This window comes from Pseudarthrobacter chlorophenolicus (genome assembly GCF_000962805.1).
GTDB classification, from domain to species: Bacteria; Actinomycetota; Actinomycetes; order Actinomycetales; family Micrococcaceae; genus Arthrobacter; species Arthrobacter chlorophenolicus_A.
On the sequence record NZ_JZTW01000021.1, the window covers coordinates 1 to 21,122 of the forward strand.

Below are 21,122 nucleotides of genomic sequence, written 5' to 3' on the forward strand. Positions count from 1 at the left end.
GGCGCTGTATGCGCCGTCGTCGGCCCTTCCTTTGCTGCGTGGGGCTAAAGCTGTGGCTTAGTTGAGGTAGCCGTTCGGGTTCAGGACATACTTCGTGGCTGCTCCGGCGTCGAACTCTGCGTAACCCCGGGGTGCGTCCTCCAAGGAGATGGCCGTAGCGTTGACGGCCTTGGCAATGTGAATCCGGTCATGCAGGATGGCCATCATCAGCTGCCGGTTGTACTTCATCACCGGGCACTGGCCGGTGGCGAAGGAGAGGGACTTTGCCCAGCCGGTGCCCAGCGAGAGGGACAGGCTGCCCTTCTTGGCGGCCTCTTCCGTGGCGCCGGGATCGCCCGTGACGTAAAGCCCCGGGATGCCCACGGAACCGCCGGCGGTGGTGAGGTCCATCAGCGAATTGAGTACCGTGGCCGGAGCTTCCTGGGCGCCGTGGCCGTGGCCGCGGGCCTCGAAGCCGACGGCGTCGATGCCGGAGTCCACCTCCCGGACGCCGAGGATCTGTTCGATCTGGTCGGCGGGGTCGCCGTTGGCCACGTTGACGGTTTCGCAGCCGAAGGACCGGGCCTGGGCCAGGCGGTCCTCGTTGAGGTCACCGACGATGACCACCGCGGCACCCAGCAGCTGCGCACTGGCGGCCGCGGCGAGGCCCACGGGTCCCGCTCCGGCAACGTAGACGGTGGAGCCGACGCCGACGCCGGCCGTGACGGCTCCATGGAAACCGGTGGGCAGGATGTCCGAGAGCATGGTCAGGTCCATGATTTTCTCGAGGGCCTGGTCCCGGTCCGGGAAGCGCAGGAGGTTCCAGTCGGCGTAGGGGACCAGGACGTATTCGGCCTGGCCGCCCACCCAACCGCCCATGTCCACGTAGCCATAGGCGGAACCGGGACGGTCCGGGTTAACGTTCAGGCAGATGCCGGTCTTGCGTTCCTTGCAGTTGCGGCAGCGGCCGCAGGAGATGTTGAAGGGGACGGAGACGATGTCTCCCACCTTGATGAACTCGACGTCCGGCCCGGCCTCAATGACTTCACCGGTGATTTCGTGTCCCAGGACCAGGCCGGCCGGAGCCGTGGTGCGGCCGCGGACCATGTGCTGGTCCGAGCCGCAGATGTTGGTGCTCACGGTGCGCAGGATGACCCCGTGCGGGACCTTCCGGCCAACATTGATGGGGTTGACGCCGGGGCCGGCCTGCAGTTCAAAGGTGGGGTAGGGGGTGTCGATGATTTCGACGACCCCGGGCTCCTTGTACGCAACGGCTTTGTTACCTGACATGGGCGTTCTCCTTTGGTTGGTGTTCCGATTGCCACGGAAGGCCTGACGCTTGGTTGCATCAGACCTTCCGTGGGACAGCTATTGACAGTTTTGGTGCAGCGGGTCGGGTTCAGTCGTTGATGCCGCAGCGGGTGGCTACGCGTCGATGACCATGTCCGTGCGGGCGGTGGAACAGCAGGGCAGGAACTTGCCGGCGTCGATTTCCCGCTTGCGGATTCCACCCTGGTGGTTCATGTCCACCTCACCGGACAGCTTGACCACCTTGCAGGAACCGCACATGCCCTCCTTGCAGTTGGCGCCGATCCGGACACCCGCACGCTGTGCCACCTCGAGGATGGGGAGCTCCGGGTCGATCCGCACATTGATGCCGGTGCGCATGAATGACAGCGTGAGGCTGCCGGTTCCCACGGTGTCGAAGCTGGACGCGTCGGGAGCGCTGGTTTCCGGCGCGGTGCCGGTGGTCTCTGCGGCCGGAGCATCCGGGTCCACCGCTTCAAGCGGCATGCCGCTGGCCTCCAGCGTGCCATCCTCGTCGTAGCCCGGCTCGTACATGCCGAACGCCGCAGGCTGGCTTTCGTAGTAGTCCTCGGCGGAATCGGCGATCTCCTCGGCGATTTCTTCGGCAATGTCCGCTGCCAGCGCCAGCTCCGCCTGGTACTCCAGGAGGGTCTGCCGGTCACCCGAGAAGAACTCCATGTAGATAGAGGTATCGTCGACGCCCACCTTCTTGAGCAGCTCGGTAGCGGTGTTCAGGTAACCCTCCGGGCCGCAGGCGTAGACCTGCCGGCCGTTGGCGTCGGGAGCCACCTCGTCGATCATCGCCGCGGACAACCGTCCCTTGAACCCCTCCCATTCCTCGGGCAGGCCGCGGTCACCCAGGGCGTAGAAGACCTTGACGCGCGAGTCCACGGACGCGATATAGGCCAGCTCCTTGTGGAAGGCAAAGCCTCCGGCTTCCGCACCGTGGTAGAGGACCACCACGTCAGCGGTCCCGGGCAGGTCGTGAATGGTCCGCAGCATCGACATGATCGGTGTGATGCCCGCGCCGGCCGCCAGGAAAAGGTACCGTGCGCGCCGGTCCGCATCAGGCAGGTGGAACGCGCCCACGGGGCCCAGCATGTCCAGGACCGTGCCGGGCCTGACGTTCTCATGCACCCACGGTGAAACCAGTCCGCCGGCGTCCTTCTTGACGGTGACGCTGAAGGTCCAGGGTTCCGTGGGTGAACTGGACAGCGAGTAGCTGCGGTCCACCGGTTCCTGGTCGTCGCCGTTCACGGGGAAGGCAATGTTCACGTACTGGCCCGCGCGGAACGCCAGGGGAGCCCCGTCGCAGCGGCGGAACACGAACGTCATCATGCCGCCCGCTTCGGGAACGGTCTCGACGCATTCGGCCATGAACTCCTGAGGATGCCACGGACCCAGGGCCTTGGCTGCGCTGGCGGGTCCCTCGAGGCTGCCCATGACCCGGTTCCACGGCATCTCCAGGCCGCGGATACGCTGCGGCTCCTGGGTTGCCGCCGTCTCAGTGAGGAGCTCAATCATGCCAAGTGCTCCTGCACCCGCTGCGTGTACCAGTTGATGAAGGCCTCAACCTGGTATTCGCTCTTCATGTACGGGCCGGGCTCGTAGGCGGGGCTGGCCGCACCCTGCTGGCAGAGTTCCACGAACGCCTTGTCCTGGATGTTGGTCTGCTCCCAGGTGTAGGTCAGCTTCTCACGGTCGTAGTCGACGCCTTCCACGGCGTCGTCAGCTACCAGCCAGGTGGTGCGGACCAGGGTCTGGTGTTCGTTGATGGGGAAGACGCCGAACGTGATCACGTGGTCGCTCTGAAAGTGGAACCAGCTGTTGGGCTGCAGGTGCATGGAGCAGCGGCCCAGGCGGAAGTCCCGCAGGTCGCCGAGCAGCTTCTTGGAGAGCCGGCGCCCATCGGCCGAGAAGGATTCGCCTTCTCCGTCAAGGGATTCCCGCGAGATCCGGATGCCCGCGATGCGGGTGTCCAGTTCCTCAACCACCTCGTAGGGGAGGCCGTAGCGGCGGCACCGCTCCTCGAGCGAGGACTGCGCTTCCTTGTTGCGTTCCCAGACCTCCTCGAGGTGGGTGGGGATCAGGCCTTCCGTCAGGCCCCAGGTGGGGAAGAGGGAGCAGGCGAGTTCCGGGTGCCCGTCGCAGTGGTAGCACTCACGGTTGTTCTCCATGACGAGCTTCCAGTTGCCCTCTTCGATGATGTTCTGCTGGTAGGCAATCTTCGTCTTGGACAGGTCGTGCGGGGCGAGGTAGGGCTCGAAGATCTTCGAGGTCTCATCGAAGTCTGTGGGCGGTTCGTCAGCGATGCAGACGAAGATGAGGCCGGCAACCTCGCGGCTGTGGGCCTTCTTGAGGGCGAAGCAGTTCTTGTCGAACTTGGCCTCGCCGGGGGCGGAGGCGTGGATCAGGTTGCCCTCGGGGGAGTAGGTCCAGGAGTGGTAGCCGCAGACCAGGTTTCCGGTGGAACCGGTGGCTTCGGTCAGGACGCGGGCGCCGCGGTGGCGGCACACGTTGTGCAGGACGTTGACGCCGCCGTCATCGTTGCGCAGCACGATCAGGGAGTAGGGGCCGTAGTCGACGGTGATGTAGTCGCCTGGCTCGGGCAGCTCGGCAACGCTGCCGGCAAAGATCCAGTGCTGGCCGAAGATGGCCTCCATGTCGATCTTGAAGATCGTCGGGTCAGTGTAGAAGGGGGCGTCGAGGGAGTAGCCCGTGCGCCGGAACTCGAACAGCGCAGCGATCTCTGCCTGCTGCTCTGCAGGCAGCGATGAAGCGAGTTTTCCGCGTGTGTTGAGGGGCACGTTCACTGGAGCAGTCATTTTTTCCTCCCGGGAGGCTGGGTAAGTATGCGGTTGGTGGGGAGACTTTGGAGTTGGTGGAGACAACTCGCGGTGTCGGGAATGTCGCCGTTACGCGGTGGGGGAGGATCGATGCGGAAGAAGGCCCGGCGTACGGATTGAGCTTGTGGCAAGCATCTCCATGTTTGGGTCCTTCCGTATGCGTCTTACGCAACAACAATCATGATGTGCAACAGCGTGACGTATGCCACGCCGACTGTCAAGTAGTTACAAATGCATGGCGGGGGCCACAGAAATGTCTTGACATCGTGGTGCGTCGCGCCGCCGCGGCCTGGCGGTGGATTGGCCCGCCGGGCGCCGGTGGGTCAGCGTCAAAAAGCCTCGAAATCCGTCCCGCAGGCGGGCAGCACGGAAGGGCCGACGACGGCCTGGCGAGTGCCGTCGTCGGCCCTTCAAAGTGCGTTGTGCAGCAGGCGGTGGTGCCACCTAGGGCACCTTTGCCGGGACGGCCTCCTCCTTAGCCGGGGCGGCACCCAGTACGGCGTCATGGGCCGGGCCTGCGGACGGGTGGGCCGCCACCGCGGCGGCGTGCTCGGCCAGCACGCCCGTCTGGTGCCTGATCTTCAGCCGGTACAGGAGGGCCCCGCCGCCGGTCACTGCAGCAACGAAGAGGACCCCGCCCCACTGGAGGTACCACTCGAAGGGCGGCACCGAGTTGTAGATCTCCGGCCGCGGCCAGATCAGGTTTACGGTCATGGCGCCACCCCACAGGACCGCGAGGATGTTCACCGGCAGTCCCCACTTGCCCATGCAGAACCCTGGCTCGGCGCCGTCGGCATCGGCCAGCGGCCACTTCTTCAGGAGCCGCTTGCGCAGCAGGGGCACCGTCACCAGGAGGTAGGACAGGTAGATCAGCACGATGCTGATGCTGGACAGGATGGTGAAGATGGCCGGCTGCATCACGTTGATGAGCAGCGGAAGAACCGCAAGGATGCCGATGACAATGGCGGCCACGGTGGGGGTGCGGCGGACGGGGTCAACCTTGCTGAGTTGCCGGCTGAACGGCAGGTTGTTGTCCCGGGCCATGGCAAACATCATCCGGATTGCGGCCGCGTGGACGGCCAGGGTGCACACCACCACCGCCACCACGATGCATGCCAGGAACGCCTTGCCGAACGGTCCGCCCAGGACACTGAGCACGATGTACTGCAAGCCTCCGTCGGCCGCTCCCACCTTGGGGTCGGCCAGGTCCGGGGCCGCAAGGATGCCGAACAGCAGGATCAGGCCGCCCAGAAGGAATGACGCCGTGACCGCCCGGAGGATGGCCTTCGGTGCCGTTTTCTTGGGGTCCTTGGTCTCCTCGCCCAGCGAGCTCGCGGTGTCGAAGCCGTACATGACGTAGCCGGAGGCCATGGCCCCGATCAGGAAGACCCCGAAGAAGCCGAGGTCATGCCCTTCGCCGAAGCCCGCCGTATCGAAAAAGACCTCCGGGCCGCGCACCACATGCCAGCCGAGGGCCAGGATCAGCAGCACCGCCGCCACCAGCTCCACAAAGACGCCGATGCTGTTGATCCGCGTCATGAGCTTCACGCCGAAGGCGTTGATCAGGGTGGAGATGGTGATCATGATGGTGGCCAGCACCACGCCGTTCATGGCGAAGTCGTACGGGCCTGTACCGTCGCCGACGAACTGGAAGCCGGACCAGAGCTGCGGCAGCGTGATCTGCAGCGCCAGCGCCACCGATCCCAACGCCATGATGGATGAGAGCAGCAGCAACCAGCCGGCCAGCCAGGAGGAGGTCCCGGACGCCAGCCGCTTGGCCCAGTTGTAGACGGAACCGGCCACCGGGTAGCGGCCGGCCAGTTCGGCGAAACAGAGGGCCACCATCAGCTGGCCCACGAACACGATGGGCCAGGACCAGGCATACGCCGGGCCGGCCATGGAAAAGCCGAAGTAGAACAGCTGGAAAACACCGGTGAGGATGGAGATGTAGCTGACACCTGCCGCGAAGCTGGCAAACTTGCCGATGCTTCGGTCCAGCGTCTGGGTGTAGCCGAATTCGTCCATGCCGCTTGAATCAATACTCTTGCTGGGTTCCATATGGACTCCTAGATCAGAAAGCACGATGGGAACGGCCGCCCTGGGGTGCGGCGGGATAAACGTTCTGCGGGGGGCCGGCGCTGTTGGGAACGCCGCCCCCTTTTCCTGCCGCTTAGGCGAAGGACGTGGTGAGCTCCTTCTCTTCCAGTGCGTCAGCTCCGGCATAGTCCGCCTTGATGAGATCGGCACAGCGCTCGCCGATCATCATGACGGTGATGTTGGGGTTGACCGTGACGTGCTCGGGCATGACAGAGGCATCGGCGACCCGGAGGCCGGTGACCCCCTTGACCCGCAGACGGGCATCCAAAGGTGACATGCCGTCGTCGTCCGCTCCCATGCGGACGGTGCCCACCGGGTGGTAGACGGTGTTGTGGGTCTTGCGGATATAGTCCTGCAGCTCCTCGTCCGTCTGCGCCCCGACGCCCGGCGAGAGCTCCCGGCCGGTCCATTCCGCCATGGCGGGCTGGGCAGCGATCTCGCGGGCCTTACGAATGCCGGCCACCATCACGCGCATATCGTGGCCCTCGGGATCGGTGAAGTATCGCGGATCCACCATGGGCTTGTCACGGAAGTCGCGGCTGCGCAGCCGGACCGTACCCCGGGAGCGGGCGTGCGTGACGTTCGGGGTGAGGCTGAAGCCGTTCTCCGTGGTGGGGTAGCCATACCGCAGCGTGTTCATGTCGAACGGAACCGAGCCGTAGTGCATCATCAGGTCCGGGCGGTCCAGGCCGTCCTCGGTGGGCGTGAAAATGCCGATCTCCCACCACTGCGTGGACGTCTCCACCATGGGCTGCTTCGCCTCGAACTGCACCACGCCCTCGGGGTGGTCCTGCAGGTTCTCACCGACGCCGGGGGAGTCCACCAGGACCTCGATGCCGTGTGCGGCGAGGTGGTCTGCCGGGCCGATGCCGGAGAGCATGAGCAGCTTGGGGGAGTCGATGGCGCCGGTGGACACAATGACTTCCCGGTGGGCGGTGATCCGGTGCGTCCGGCCGAACGCCCCGTCCACCACGTCCACGCCGGTGCAGCGCCTGTCCGCGTCGATCACCAGCTGGCGGGCGCGCAGGCCGGTCAGCAGGGTGAAGTTGGGGCGGTCCACGATCGGGTGGATGTAGGACACCGAACTGGAGGAGCGGGTTCCGTCCGCCCGGCGGTTGATCTGGAAGAAGTTGGCGCCGTTGACCACGGTGGCGCCGGTGTTGAACTTCGCCCGGGGGATGCCCGCCTGCTCACAGGCGTCCAGGAGCGCGACGCCGGAAGGATCCGCCGGGGGCACGTTCATCAGGTGCACGGGGCCGGAGTCGCCGTGGTGGGGTGCGTCCGGGCCGGCGTCCTCATTGGTCTCCAGCCGCTTGTACAGCGGCCAGGCGTTGGCGGCGTTCCAGCCGGCGGCGCCGTACTTGGACTCCCATTCGTCGATGTCCTCGCGCGGGGCCCAGAAGGCGATGCAGGAGTTGTGGCTGGAGCAGCCGCCCATCACCTTGGCGCGGGCGTGCCGCATGAAGGAGTTGCCGTTCTCCTGAGGCTCGATGGGGTAGTCCCAGTCGTACCCGGATTCCAGCAGCTCCATCCAGCGGTCCAGCTGCAGGATCTCGGGGATGTTCCGGTCGTCCGGGCCCGCCTCGACGAGGGCCACGGTCACGTCCGGATCCTCGCTGAGCCGGGCGGCGACGGCGGCCCCGGCGGACCCGCCGCCGATCACCACGTAGTCGAACGCGCGGTCGCTAAGGTCATCGATGTTGTCGTAGTGCATCTAGTTCTCCTTGCTGTGGTCAGCGAACCAGCCGGTGACCTGCGGGCTGGTGTTCTGGTAGATGTGCTTGGCTTCCTGGTATTCGGCCAGGCCGGTGGGGCCCAGCTCGCGGCCGACGCCGGACTGGCCGAAGCCGCCCCACTCGGCCTGGGGGAGGTAGGGGTGGTAATCGTTGATCCAGATGGTGCCGTGCCGGAGCCTGCCGGCCACGCGCTGGGCCTTGCCGGCGTCCTGGGTCCAGACAGCGCCGGCCAGGCCGTAGACGGTGTCGTTGGCGGTGGCCACGGCTTCGTCCTCGGTGCGGAAGGTTTCCACAGTCACCACCGGGCCGAACGCCTCGTCGGTGACCACGGACATGCCGCGGGAGACGCGGTCCAGGACGGTGGGCTGGTAGTAGAAGCCGGCGTCGTACTTCTCGCCCTCCGGTGCAGCGCCGCCGGTGCGGAGCCGGGCACCCTCTTCCATGCCGCGCTGGACATATGCGTGGACTTTGTCCCGGTGCGCGGCGGAGATTAGCGGCCCGGTCTCGGCGTCCTCGTCGAAGGGGCCGCCGATCCGGATGTCCTTCGCGCGGCGGACCAGTTCGTCCACGAAGCGTTCGGCGATGGATTCCTCCACCACCAGCCTGGCCCCGGCGGAGCAGACCTGGCCGGAGTGGACGAAGGCGCCGTTGAGGGCGTTGTCCACGGCGGCATCGAAGTCAGCGTCCGCGAACACCACGTTGGGGTTCTTGCCGCCGAGCTCCAGCGCCACCTTCTTGACACTCCCGGCCGCGGCTGCGGCGATGCGCTTGCCGGTTTCCAGGCCGCCCGTGAAGGAGACGAGGTCGACGGCGGTGTGTTCCGAAAGGGGTGCGCCCGCCTCGGGGCCGGCTCCGGTAACGAGGTTGGCCACCCCGTCCGGCAGGCCGAGGTCCTGCAGCAGCTGCATGGCCAGGATGCTGGTGGATGGGGTCAGCTCGGAGGGCTTGAGGACGAAAGTGCAGCCGGCGGCCAGCGCGGGGGCGATCTTCCAGGCGGCCTGCAGCAGCGGGTAATTCCAGGGCGTGATCAGACCGCAGACGCCCACGGGTTCGTAGGCGATCCTGCTGACGACGGCGGAATCCCCGGCGTCCACCAAACGGCCGGCCTGCTGCCCGGCGAGCCTGCCGAAGTACTCGAAGCACGCGGCGATGTCGTCCATGTCGATGCGGCTTTCCACCATCCGCTTGCCGGTGTCCAGCGATTCCGCGCGGGCAAACTTCTCACGGTGCTCGCGGAGCCCGGCGGCAACCTTGAGCAGGAAGGCGCCGCGCTCAGGGGCCGGGACATTGGACCATACTCCGGAGTCGAAAGCGGCACGGGCCGCCGTGATGGCGCGTTCGGCGTCTTCGCGGCCTGCCTCGGACACTGTTGCGACCAGTTCGCCGTCGGCCGGGTTGCGGATTTCACGGACGGCGCCGGTCGCGGCGGCCTCCCACGAGCCGTTGATGAACAGGGTGTTTGCTGTAGCTGTCATGTGTCTCCCTAGGTGGTAGGTCACGGGCCGCGCCGGCGCTCGCCGGATGGTGCGGCGGCCGTGCTGCGGGCACGGCGGAGCAGCGCCGGATGGTGCGGCGGCTGTGCTGCGGAGGTGACTTGTGCGGTGCGCGATGTCCGTGGTGCGGACAACGCGCCGGGGGTTTTGAGCCGGTGGGGCTTAGCGCGGCGCGGCGCGGAGGGTGAAGCGCCGGGCCTTGTCGGCGGGAACCCGGCCAGGTGTGGCGTACGTCATAGAAGGACAGTAATGCATGTTGAACGAGTGTTCAATAGCAAGTTGAACACTCGTTCAAATATGACTCCTGAAATGGGAGTTTGTGGTGCTGCTGCCTAGCCGGCGTCCGGTGCAGGGGCGAAGGCGATGTCCTCGGTGCGCTGGATGCTGCGCTTGATGGAGGCTTTATCCACGCCCAGGAGGGAGGTCAGCCACATGCCGTTCTGGATGACGACGATGTCTGACGCGCGGTCCCGGCACTCCGCCCAGCTAAGCCCGGGCCGGGCGTTGGCCACGAGGGTGGCGAGGCCGTCAATGTACCGGTCGAAGGCGGCGGCATTGATCTCGGCATAGCCCTCATCAGCCTGGGCGAGGGCCCAAAGGTGGAGGCGCAGCGACAGGTACTTGGTGGTCAGCAAATCCGCGCCCGCCACCCGGCGCAGGGCCGTGCGCAGCTGTTCATCGGGCGTCAAGTCCGGATCCGGCGTAACCAGCAAGAGATCATGCTCGTCGACGCGGTGGAGGGCAGCCCGGATCAGGCTGGTCTTGTCGTCGTAGTAGTAGTTCACCAGGCCCAGCGCAACCCCGGCCTCCCGGGCCACGGAGCGCATGCTCACCCCGGAGATCCCGTGCCGGGACAGCAGGTCCAGGGCCGCTTCGAGGATGCGGGACTGCCTGTCGAGCTGCTCGCCGGAGTTCACGGTATTAGTCCCCATCTGGCCAGACTATTGCCAAACTTGCCGGCAGTGCACCTTCCCGGGCCGGCGGGACCTGAAGGGTTACGCAAACGGCGCCTTGGTATCGCCGGATAACGCAGAATCCCCGTCCGGGCAGTGTTACCACTGCCCGGACGGGGATCCATTCGTCGGCGGTCCGCTTACTTCTTGGGCAGGCCCGCCGGGTTCAGTTCGGACTTCGGGATTGCCTCGGAGGACAGGCCCCAGCGGTCCAGGATCTTGGCGTAGGTGCCGTCCTCGATCAGGTGGTTCAGGGCACTCTGTGCGGCGACGGCCAGGCCGTTGCCCTTCTTGGTGGTGAACGCGATCTCGGCCTTCAGCGGCCAGCCGCCCTCCAGGGTGCCCACCTGCTTGGTCTTTCCATCCTTCGCCGCCTTGTAGGCAGCGCCGGCGTTGGGCCCGAAGGTCAGGTCCGCACGGCCCGACTGGAGGGCCAGTCCGGAGGCGGAGTCGTCGTCGTAATACTGGAACTCCACCGGCTTGAGGCCGTTCTTCTTGTTCTCCTCGTCCCAGCGCACCAGGATGGCTTCCTGGTTGGTGCCGGAGCCCACGATGATCCGCTTGCCCGCCACGTCCTTGGCTTCCTTCACCTCGGTGATGTCCGAGTCACTCTTGGCATAGAAGCCGAGCAGGTCGTTACGGTACGTGGCGAAGTCGAACTTCTCCTTGCGGGCCTCCGTGACGGTCACGTTGGAGAGAACGGCTTCGTATTTGGCCGACTCGATGCCCAGCGGCCAGTCCGCCCACGCGACCGGGAGGACCTCCACCTGCAGGCCGAGGGTCTCGCCCACGGCGTAGGCAATGTCCACCTCGCTGCCGATCAGGGTCTTATTGTCGGAGGCGAACGTGCTCAGCGGGGCCGTGCCGCCGGTGGTTACCACGGTCAGCTTGCCATCTGCCTTGATGGCGTCAGGAACCTGCGCGGCCGCTGCCTGGTCCACGTCCACCTTGAAACGGTTCTGTTCAGGGGTCAGGTTGAAGGTCTTGCCGGCTGCGGTGGCGGTAGCTTCCGACGTCGGCGCTGTCGCCGCCGTCGCGCCCGGATCGGCGCATGCGGCCAGGCCCAGCAGAGACACTGCCAGGGCGGCAATAAGGGCCGGTTTCGGCGTGGGGATGGCCATGGTTTCCTCCTTGGAGGTACGAAGTAGATGCGGCGGATGATGCGCGTTGCAGCAACTATCCGGGAGTGCCACCGGCAGAATCAAAGGCCCCGAAACGGAGCGATACGGGAAGTAACCGCAGTTAACCGGGGGACCGCTGCGGTCACAATCCGGATGCGCAGAAGGAGGGGACCAGCTCAAACGAGCTGGTCCCCTCCTTCAGTAAATCGGCGTCAGGCCGCCCCGCCGGAAACCGGGGAAGCCTGTCAGCCCAAAGCCTTGATGACTTCCTTCGCCACGTCCTCGCTGGACTGCGGGTTCTGGCCAGTGATCAGGTTGCCGTCGCGGACCACATGGGAGGACCAGGCAGCGGCGTTGTTGACGATCGCGCCCTTCTCCTTCAGCGCGTCCTCCACGAGCCAAGGCGTGTTCTCGCCCGTGCCGCCGTTCAGTTCCTCTTCGTTGCTGAAGACCGTCAGGCGCCGGCCCGCAAAAGTGAACGTCCCGGCGTCGTCCGTTGCGCTGAGCAGGCCCGCCGGGCCGTGGCAGAACGGCGCGATGACCTTGCCATCCTTGTCCGCGGCCACCAGCAGGCGGCCCAGGTCGGCGTCCTTGTAGAGGTCCGCCATCGGGCCGTGGCCGCCGGGCATCACCACGGCGTCATAGGAAGCGATGTCGACGTCGGCCAGCACCAGGGGTTCGGACAGCTCGCCGCCGATCTTGGCCAGGTAGTCGCGGAAACCGTCAGCGCGTTCCTCGCCGCCCGCGGACTCCGGTGCCAGGCTGACCTGGTCCACTGTGGGCTTGGCGCCGCCAGGTGTTGCGATGTGGACTGTGTGTCCCGCGTCCACCAGGGTCTGGTGGGAGACCACCAGCTCCTCAGCCCAGAAGCCGGTGGGGTGTTCGCTGCCGTCCTTCATGGTGAGGGAATCGGCTGCTGAAACGACCATCAAAACGTTAGCCATGCTGTTCTCCTGCCTGTTGTGTTGCTGGGCACTGCGTGGAAAGCCGCCGCTACTTGCCGGCAGCCTCCAGCCCAGCGTACGTGTCGTCGTCGAGCGTGATGCCCGCCGCTGCCATGTTCTCCTCGAGGTGGCTGACGGATCCGGTGCCGGGGATGGGCATCATGACGGGGGAACGGCGGAGCAGCCACGCCAGCGCCACCTGCGACGTCGTGGCACCAAGCCGCTTGGCCGCTTCGTCCAGCGGACCCCCGGGCTGCGCCAGTTCGCCCGCGGAAATCGGGGCCCACGGAATGAAACCGATGCCGTTTTCCTCGGAGTAGCGCAGCACGTCCTCGGAACTGCGGTCGGTCAGGTTGTAGCGGTTCTGGACGGTGGAAACCGTGAAATGCTTTCCCGCGGCCTCGAGTTCGGCCACGCTCACCTGCGACAGGCCTAGCGCCCGGACCTTCCCTTCGTCCTGGAGCTCGCGCAGCACGCCGAACTGTTCCTCGGCGTCCACCTTGGGATCGATCCGGTGCAGCTGCAGCAGGTCGATGCTGTCCACCTTGAGCTTGCGGAGGCCCAGTTCGGTCTGCTGGCGCAGGTACTCCGGTCGGCCTACAGGAATCCACTTGTTGGGCCCGGTTCGCGTGAAGCCCACCTTCGTGGCGATCCTCAGCCCGTCCTTGTACGGGTGCAGGGCTTCGGCGATGATTTCCTCGCTGATGTTCGGGCCGTAGGAGTCCGCGGTGTCAATGAAATCGACGCCGAGTTCGACGGCGCGGCGCACCACGGCCACAGCAGCCGCCCGGTCCGCGGGCTCGCCCCACACGCCGTCGCCCACGATGCGCATGGCACCGAAGCCGAGCCGCTGTACGGTTCCCAGGTCCTTGAGGTCGATGGTGGCGGACAGTTCCAGCTGGTTCGTTGAATCTTGGCTCATAGGGGCGGCAACATCATCAGTGTGCTGAGTATTCCGCAGATCACAGAAATAAGCCGGGTGCCGCCGTCGTTATGCCCTTAGTGCCCGCCGCGACCCGGTGGGCCCGACTACGCAACGTTCCCTATACGCGACCCATTGAAAGGCCGGCACCCGACGTGACCCTCCCGCTTTCCATCCTTGACCTGGCAACCATCGGCAAAGGCCAGACGGCGGCGGAGAGTTTCGCGGGCAGCGTGGCCATGGCGCAGAGCGCCGAGAAACTGGGCTACCGGCGGGTCTGGTACGCCGAGCACCACAACATGTCCTCGATCGCTTCGTCCGCCACCAGTGTGCTGATCGCCCACGTGGCCGCCAATACCGAGAGCATCAGGCTCGGCGCCGGCGGCGTCATGCTGCCCAATCACTCGCCGCTGACCATCGCCGAGCAGTTCGGCACCCTCGAAACCCTGCACCCGGGCCGGATCGACCTTGGCCTGGGCCGCGCCCCCGGCAGCGACCAGAACACCATGCGCGCCCTCCGTCGCGACCCGATGTCCGCAGACAGCTTCCCTCAGGACGTCCTAGAACTTCAGGGCTACCTCACCGGGCCCACCCGGATCCAGGGAGTGGAGGCAACCCCCGGCAAGGGCACCAACGTTCCGCTCTACATCCTGGGATCCTCCCTGTTTGGCGCCCGGCTCGCCGCCCAGCTGGGCCTGCCCTACGCCTTCGCCTCGCACTTTGCGCCCAACGCGCTGAAGGACGCGGTGGCCGTCTACCGCCGTGAATTCAAACCCTCAGCCCAGCTGGACGCCCCCCACGTCATCGCCGGCGTCAACGTCATCGCAGCCGATTCCGCGTCCGAGGCGCAGGAAATGATGCAGGCCACCAAGCGCGCCCGCGTGTCCCTGTTCTTCGGCGGGGGAACCCGCGAATTCACCGACGACGAAGCGGACATGATCCTCGACTCCCCGCAGGGCCAGCACGTCTCGCAGATGATGACCTACTCCGCTGTGGGCACGCCCGACGTCGTCCTGGATTACCTCGACGGCTTTGGCAGGCACGCTGATGCCGACGAACTCATCGTGGCCCACCAGAGCACCGGAACGGACGCGCGGCTGCGGTCCGTGGAACTGCTGGCCGAGGTAGCCGGACTGGCGCGCGTCTGAGGTTCCACTCCCGAACTTTTACACATACGCAATGAAGGGGATATTCGGGAGAAACCGCCGGGGATGACCATGGGTAATGCTCCCCCGGGAATCCGCCAGGATCTCCGGGAGGGGCGCCAACCGGTAGTCCGCAGGTGACCCAGCGGCTGCAGTCCCGGCCTGGTTCTGCCTCGAAGGGGTTCCCCGATGCCCACGCCTTTGAACCAGAGCGTGGCGGATTCCGCCCTGCTCACCCGGTCCCTTCCGCTGGACGTACTCCGGTCCTTCGTCCAGGCTGATGCGGCGGACAGCGGGCTGACCCCGGCGCTGCTGGACGAACTGAAGGTTCTGGCCCGTGTCCCTGCGCTTTTGGTGGCCTGCAACTACGGCGGCACCTTGTGCGACGCGGAAGGAATTTCCACCGAGATCCTCCCGCTGGGCAGCGCTGCCATCGCCTTGCGGGCGCTGGCCGCCCTGCCCAGCACCCACGCCGCCATCATCTCCGGCCGCTCACTGAGGGACCTTGCGGCTGTCTCACGGCTCCCCGTGGAGGTCCACCTCATCGGATCGCACGGCGCGGAGTCAGACATGGGCTTCGCGCACACCCAGACGCTTGCCACCGAATCGGTCCTGCAGAAGGTCAACGCCGCACTCAACGAGGCCGTAGGCTTCCAAAGCGGCGTGTGGATCGAACGCAAACCGGTAGCGGTCTCGGTCCACACCCGCCCGGCCCCGCCAGACGTCGTGGCGTCCGTGACCGAAACTGCCCGGGAGATAGCTCGCGCCCACGGACTCTTCTTCATTGTGGACGGCTCGGTGCTGGACCTCTCCGTGGTGGAACCGTCCAAGGGTGAGGCACTGGAAACCCTCCGGTCCCGGCTCGGCGCCAGTGCCGCCATGTTCGCGGGCGACGCCGACAGCGACGAACTGGCCATCGCCACCCTCCGCGGCCCGGACCTGGGCCTGCGGGTCGGCGGAGGCGAAACCGCAGCGGCACACCGGGTCCGCGACCCCGAGTCCTTTGCCCGGGTCCTCGCCCTGCTCTTCGAACTGCGGCGGGCCTGGCTGTTCGGCGAGGACGCCGTGGGCCTCGAACGGCACACCATGATCGGCAACGGCTCCTCCACCGCGCTGCTGACCCCGGACGCCAAGGTCTGCTGGATGAGCCACCCGCTGCCGGACTCCGGCTCGGTGTTTGCCCACATCCTGGGCGGTGACGCGGCCGGCCACTTCTCCGTGGAACCGGCCAAGGCATCGCAGGTGCTGGGCCAGCGGTACGTGGACAGCACGATGATCGTCGAAACCCGGTGGGCGGACGTCACGGTCACCGACTACCTCGAACCGGCCCCGGACGGCATCACCAGCCTGGTCCGGGTGCTGACCGGCACTGGAGCTGCCCGGATCACTTTTGCGCCGCGGCCGGACTACGCCAACGCCCCGTTCGTCATGGAGGCCCGGGGCGACGAGCTGCATGTGGTGGGTACGTCGGAACCGATCATCCTTTTCGCGCCGGGCGTGACGTTCAGCATTTCCTCGGACGGCAGGCACGGTACCGCCACGGCCTCGGTGAACCTCCAGTCCGGGCCAGTGGTGCTCAACCTGCGCTGCGGTGACACGGAACCCCAGCCCGCAGACCCGCAGGGGGAGACCGACCGCCGGGCAGAGGTAGCCCTTCATGCCCGCAAGTGGGTGCAGAAACTTGCCCTCCCATCCGTGAAACCCTCTCTGGTCAGGCGCTCGGCCCTGGTGCTCCGGGCGTTGGTCCACGAACCCACCGGCGCAGTCCTCGCCGCCCCCACCACCTCGCTGCCCGAGGGCATCGGAGGAACACGGAACTGGGACTACCGGTACTGCTGGCTGCGGGACGGATCCATGACCGTCAATGCCCTGGCGGACCTGGGCTCCACTGCGGAGGCCATCGGGTTTCTCGCCTGGCTGGGGCGGATCCTTGAGCATGCCCCCGGCCCGGAGTGGCTGCATCCTCTGTACTCCGTCACCGGTGCGCCGCTGTCCACGGAAGCCGTGGTGGACAGCCTCCCGGGCTACGCCGGTTCCCGCCCGGTGAGGATCGGCAACGCGGCGGACCATCAGGTCCAGCTGGACGTCTTTGGCCCCGTTGCAGAGCTGATCCATACCCTGAGCGAGAAGGAGGGCACACTCGCCGACGAGCATTGGGAGCTGCTGGTCCAGATGGCCTCGGCAGTCCTGGCCCGCTGGCATGAGCCGGACCACGGCATCTGGGAAGCCCGGCGCCCGGCACGGCACCACGTCTACTCCAAGGTGATGTGCTGGGTGACCCTGGACAGGGCACTGCGGACAGCTGACCGGCACGGCAGGGAGCCTGACCCTGCCTGGGCTCCGATGGCCGCCACCATCCGGGACGAGGTCCTGCGGGAGGGCTGGGACGAATCGGCCAGGTCCTACACGGTGGCTTACGACAGCCCGGACCTCGATGCCGCCGTCCTGCATATCGGTCTTTCCGGTTTGCTGGATGTCACCGATCAGCGCTTCCTGGATACGGTCACCGCCGTGGAACGGGAGTTGAGGGTGGGGCCCACAGTCTTCCGCTACCGGTACGACGACGGCCTGCCGGGCCTGGAGGGCGGCTTCCACATCTGCACCACCTGGCTGATCGAGGCGTACGTCGCCGTGGGCCGCCTCGATGAAGCCTGGGATCTGTTCGACCAGTTGGTCAACCTTTTTGGGCCAACCGGGCTGTTGCCGGAGGAATACGACCCCGGCACCGAGACCCACCTGGGCAACCACCCGCAGGCGTATTCCCATCTGGGCTTCATCCGCTGTGCCCGCCTCCTGGATGCGCACCAGGCCGGACGGTAGGCAGCGTTCGTCCGGGGTACCTAGAGTGGAAGGACAAGGGATACAGAAACCGAATCGAGACTCATGAAGACCGCCCGCGCCCAGGGGGTGGGGTTCCGCTCGGAGCGCGGCCCCATCCTCATCGCCTTGATGCTTTCCACCGGACTGGTGGCTATCGACTCCACCATCGTGGCTACCGCCGTCCCGTCGATCGTCCGCGATGTTGGCGGGTTCTCGTCGTTCCCGTGGCTGTTCTCGGCGTACCTGCTGGCCCAGGCTGTCTCCGTGCCCATCTACGGCAAGCTGTCCGACATGGTGGGCCGCAAGCCGATCATCCTGACCGGCATCGGACTGTTCCTGTTGGGATCCGTCCTCTGCGGCGTGGCGTGGAGCATGCCCTCCCTGATCGCCTTCCGCGCGCTGCAGGGGTTGGGCGCCGGCGCGGTCTTGCCGGTCAGCATCACCATCGCCGGTGACATCTACTCACTTGAGGAGCGCGCCAAGGTCCAGGGGTACCTCGCCAGTGTGTGGGCTGTGTCCTCAGTGGTGGGACCCAGCCTGGGCGGCGTCTTCTCGGCGCTGGGAATTTGGCGTGGAATCTTCCTGGTCAACATCCCGCTGTGCATCCTGGCCGGCTGGATGCTGGTGCGGACGCTGCACGAGAAGGTGGAGCGCGCCAAGCACACGGTGGATTACGCCGGCGCGGCACTGATGGCAGGCTCTTTGGGCCTGCTGATCCTCGGCGCTTTGCAGGGCGGCGAGGCGTGGGCGTGGGATTCGCCGGTGAGCTTTACCGTCTTTGGCGTCGGCGCGGTGCTCCTGGTGGTTTTCATCCTGGTGGAACGGCGCGCCGCGGAACCCATCCTGCCGTCCTGGGTGGTGCAGCGGCGCCTGCTGGTGACTACTGCGCTCGCATCCTTTGGTGTGGGGGCGGTGATGATTGGCCTGACCTCCTACGTGCCCACTTTCCTTGAGGGAGCACTGTCCGTCTCGCCGCTGGTCGCGGGCCTTGCCCTGGCGGCACTGACCCTCGGCTGGCCGCTCAGCGCATCACAGGCCGGCCGCCTGTACCTCCGGATCGGGTTCAAGGCCACCGGCCTGATCGGCATCTCCATCACCGTGGCCGGCCTGCTCATCCTGGCGCTGACGGCCGGCACCCCGAACGTGGCGCTGATCGCGTCCAGCTGCTTCGTGGTGGGAATGGGCCTCGGCCTGCTCGCAACGCCCACGCTGATCGCCGCGCAGTCCAGCGTGCGGTGGAACGAGCGCGGCGTGGTGACCAGCACCAACATGTTTGCCCGCTCCATTGGAAGCGCCCTGGGCGTGGCGGTGTTCGGCGCCGTTGCCAACGCCATCTACTCGGGCAATCCGGGCGGGGAGGAGAACGGCCAGGCTGTGGTGGCCGCATCCAGCGCCGTCTTCCTGGCGGCCCTGGTGGCCGGGCTCCTGACCGTCCTGGCCGTGTTGGCCATGCCCGGGATGAAGGCCGCGGGGGCCGGGGGAGATGCCTTGGGGCAGGACCAGCCTTCCGAACAGGGCACAGCTTCGAAACAGGATGCAACCGACGGCATGCACGAGGGCAACGACGCCGGCGCGTCCGGCGCCGGGCCGGGCCGCGCCGAAGTGGAGGATTCCGGCCGCCGCGGCAGCTGATCCGGGCCAGCCAAACCAGGCGGCTGTTGTTAGCGCGAGGCGCTAAAAATAGCGGGGGCCGGGCGGGTGCCCGTGGCGAGGTCGGCAAGGATCCGGCCCACCACGGGCGTGAACTTGAATCCGTGCCCGGAGAACCCGGCGCCGATCACCACCGGTCCAATCCGGTCCAGGACGAAGTCCTCGTCCGGCGTAGTGGTGTAGGTGCAGCTGATGGCCTCGAAGGCATCCGCGTCCACGCCCGGCAGCCACGTCCTCGCGTAGGTTTGCAGGGCGGCCAGCTGGACTGGCTCGGGCTGGAAGGACCGCCGGTCCGGATCCACCACCGGGCCAACACCATGCCAGCCTGCCTTGACGCCCTCGCCGGGGGTGTGCATGCCGTAGACCGGGGAGTACCACCCCGCGTACTGTGACCCGCCGCCCGGGTAGTGGTTGAAGCCCGGCCACACCGCACCGGAATCGGTAATCCGGAAATGCGCGGGCTGTTCCTGTGTCACCCTGAGCTTCGGCGTCCGCAGGCGTCCGCCCACGGCAGCGCCCAGAAGCTTCTCCGTCCAGCCGCCGGCCGTCACCACAACCTGCGCAGCGGTGACCATCTCGGTGCCGGCAGCGGACTCCAGCCCCAGCCGGACGCCGTCGTCCGCCACCTCGAAGGACACCACTTTGGTGTGGTGCCGGATGTCGGCGCCCCGGGCCGCGGCGAGGCGATGGAATGCCGGCAGCGCAGCTTCCGGGTTGAGCTGGCCGCCGTCGGGCATGTAGAGAACCTGCTGGTCGAACCGAATGCCGCGCCAGCGCTCGCCTGCCTCGTCCGGATGCAGGAACTCGGCACGCAGGCCGGCTTGGGTTAGCGCCGCCGCGGCGTCCGGCAGCATGGGCTCGGGTCCGTGCGTGACAATGCCGGTCCGTGCCAAGAGCGCCTCGCCGCTGTCCTGCTCCAGTTCGTTCCAGAGGTCCAGGGACTCGGCGATCATGGCCACGTACTCGGGCCGGTGGTAGCCGGGATTGAAGTTGCGCGTGGTGCCGTGGGAGGCGCCGATCTTGTGCCCCGGCCCGAACTGCTCCACCAGCGTCACCTGGCGTCCACGCCGGGACAGCGCCCACGCGGCAGCGGAACCCATGGCGCCGCCGCCGATCACCACGGTGTCAAGGGTTGTTGTCACAGGTTCTCCGTTTCCATGGGGTTATGCCAGCAGAAGCGCGACGCCGATCATCGCCGGAACAGCCACTACGGTAGTGATCAGCACGGTGTCCTTGGCTACTGTGAGGCCGGTCTTGTAGCGGCTGGCGGCCACGAACACGTTCTGCGCGGTGGGCAGGGCGGACGTCACCACCACGGCGAACAGGGCGTGGCCGTCCATCCCCAAGGCAAATCGGGCAAAGACATAGGCCAGTGCCGGCTGGACGGCCAGCTTGAACGCGCTCGCCAGCAGGGTGTCCACTCGCCGTCCGGCCGCTGCCTGCAGCGGCCGGGTCCCGTTCAGGCTCATGCCGAAGGCGATCAGCATGGCCGGGATCGCGGCACCACCGATCAGGTGGATGGGCTCCATGACAAGCTCGGGCACCTTGAAACCGGTGCCGGCAACAATCAGGCCCAGCGCCGAACCCACGATCATCGGATTCCGCAGGATCATCACCACGAAGCCCAGTGGAGTGGTCCGGTGCGAGCTGGTGCTGGAGTCCAGGATCATGAGGAACATCGGCGTGAAGAAGGCCAGCTGGAAGATCAGCAGCGGCGCTACATAGCTGGCATCGCCCAGGACATATACCGCAATGGGAATACCCAAGTTCGCCGAGTTCGCGAGCGACGCGGACATTGAGGACATCAGCGATTCGGGCAGCGAACGCTTCAGCCAGAACTTGACGATAGTGAAGAAGATGGCAGCCGTGGTGATGGCCGCCACCGCGGTTACCAGCAGCGGAGCGGCGAACACTTCCTGCAGCCGGGCCTTGCTAAGGGTCTCGAACAGCAGGGCCGGGCTGGCCACGAAAAAGGTGAGGGAGCTGAGGACCTGGCGGGCGTTCTCACCAAGGATCTTCTGCCGACCAACAAACCAGCCCACCAGGATGATGCACCAGACAACGAAGAAACCGGCGAGTACCCCTAGCACGGAGGAACCCGTGGCGGG

Annotated in this window: 15 protein-coding genes; 3 read left to right on the plus strand and 12 right to left on the minus strand. The window is 66.6% G+C overall.

Annotated elements, in window-relative coordinates; translation table 11 throughout:
• Positions 1-57: 57 nt before the first annotated feature.
• The 10 genes from fdhA to UC32_RS17495 all read right to left on the minus strand — a co-directional run bounded on the left by fdhA (position 58) and on the right by UC32_RS17495 (position 13,399).
• Entirely contained in the window at positions 58-1,269 is a 1,212-nt protein-coding gene (gene fdhA, locus UC32_RS17450; RefSeq protein ID WP_045732457.1) for a formaldehyde dehydrogenase, glutathione-independent, read from the minus strand.
• A 135-nt stretch (positions 1,270-1,404) separates the two neighbouring features.
• Complete coding sequence (locus tag UC32_RS17455) at positions 1,405-2,811, minus strand: ferredoxin reductase (protein ID WP_045732458.1); 1,407 nt, start codon at positions 2,809-2,811, stop codon at positions 1,405-1,407.
• On the minus strand, positions 2,808-4,112 hold the full coding sequence (locus UC32_RS17460; protein WP_015938838.1) for an aromatic ring-hydroxylating oxygenase subunit alpha: 1,305 nt from the start codon (positions 4,110-4,112) through the stop codon (positions 2,808-2,810). The genes UC32_RS17455 and UC32_RS17460 overlap by 4 nt, the downstream gene beginning before the upstream one ends.
• A gap of 465 nt (positions 4,113-4,577) precedes the next feature.
• Entirely contained in the window at positions 4,578-6,191 is a 1,614-nt protein-coding gene (locus tag UC32_RS17465) for an APC family permease (protein WP_045732459.1), read from the minus strand.
• A gap of 112 nt (positions 6,192-6,303) precedes the next feature.
• Complete coding sequence (locus UC32_RS17470; protein WP_045732460.1) at positions 6,304-7,944, minus strand: GMC family oxidoreductase; 1,641 nt, start codon at positions 7,942-7,944, stop codon at positions 6,304-6,306.
• Entirely contained in the window at positions 7,945-9,441 is a 1,497-nt protein-coding gene (locus tag UC32_RS17475; RefSeq protein WP_045732461.1) for an aldehyde dehydrogenase family protein, read from the minus strand.
• Positions 9,442-9,791: 350 nt separating this feature from the next.
• Positions 9,792-10,391, minus strand: a complete 600-nt coding sequence (locus UC32_RS17480; RefSeq protein ID WP_045732462.1) for a TetR/AcrR family transcriptional regulator — start codon at positions 10,389-10,391, stop codon at positions 9,792-9,794.
• Between the two features lie 161 nt (positions 10,392-10,552).
• Entirely contained in the window at positions 10,553-11,533 is a 981-nt protein-coding gene (locus UC32_RS17485) for an ABC transporter substrate-binding protein (protein WP_045732463.1), read from the minus strand.
• A gap of 245 nt (positions 11,534-11,778) precedes the next feature.
• On the minus strand, positions 11,779-12,477 hold the full coding sequence (locus UC32_RS17490; RefSeq protein WP_045732464.1) for a type 1 glutamine amidotransferase domain-containing protein: 699 nt from the start codon (positions 12,475-12,477) through the stop codon (positions 11,779-11,781).
• 49 nt (positions 12,478-12,526) lie between these two features.
• Entirely contained in the window at positions 12,527-13,399 is an 873-nt protein-coding gene (locus UC32_RS17495) for an aldo/keto reductase (protein ID WP_045732465.1), read from the minus strand.
• Between the two features lie 155 nt (positions 13,400-13,554).
• Here UC32_RS17495 and UC32_RS17500 point away from each other — a divergent pair, with 155 nt between their 5' ends.
• From UC32_RS17500 to UC32_RS17510, 3 genes are all read left to right on the plus strand, one after another.
• Positions 13,555-14,547 carry an LLM class flavin-dependent oxidoreductase gene (locus UC32_RS17500; RefSeq protein WP_045732466.1) on the plus strand — a complete coding sequence of 331 codons (993 nt, stop codon included), beginning with the start codon at positions 13,555-13,557 and terminating at the stop codon, positions 14,545-14,547.
• 186 nt (positions 14,548-14,733) lie between these two features.
• A complete protein-coding gene (locus tag UC32_RS17505; protein WP_045732467.1) occupies positions 14,734-17,364 on the plus strand; it encodes a trehalase-like domain-containing protein in 2,631 nt (876 codons plus the stop codon).
• A 63-nt stretch (positions 17,365-17,427) separates the two neighbouring features.
• Entirely contained in the window at positions 17,428-18,996 is a 1,569-nt protein-coding gene (locus tag UC32_RS17510; protein ID WP_045732468.1) for an MFS transporter, read from the plus strand.
• 29 nt (positions 18,997-19,025) lie between these two features.
• Here the strand turns inward: UC32_RS17510 and UC32_RS17515 are convergent, their stop codons facing one another.
• Together UC32_RS17515 and UC32_RS17520 are read right to left on the minus strand one after the other, a co-directional pair.
• Positions 19,026-20,156 (minus strand): FAD-dependent oxidoreductase, encoded by a 1,131-nt coding sequence (locus tag UC32_RS17515; protein WP_082072203.1) that lies wholly within the window; start codon positions 20,154-20,156, stop codon positions 19,026-19,028.
• Positions 20,157-20,177: 21 nt separating this feature from the next.
• Positions 20,178-21,104 (minus strand): AEC family transporter, encoded by a 927-nt coding sequence (locus UC32_RS17520; protein ID WP_045732469.1) that lies wholly within the window; start codon positions 21,102-21,104, stop codon positions 20,178-20,180.
• Positions 21,105-21,122 lie beyond the last annotated feature (18 nt).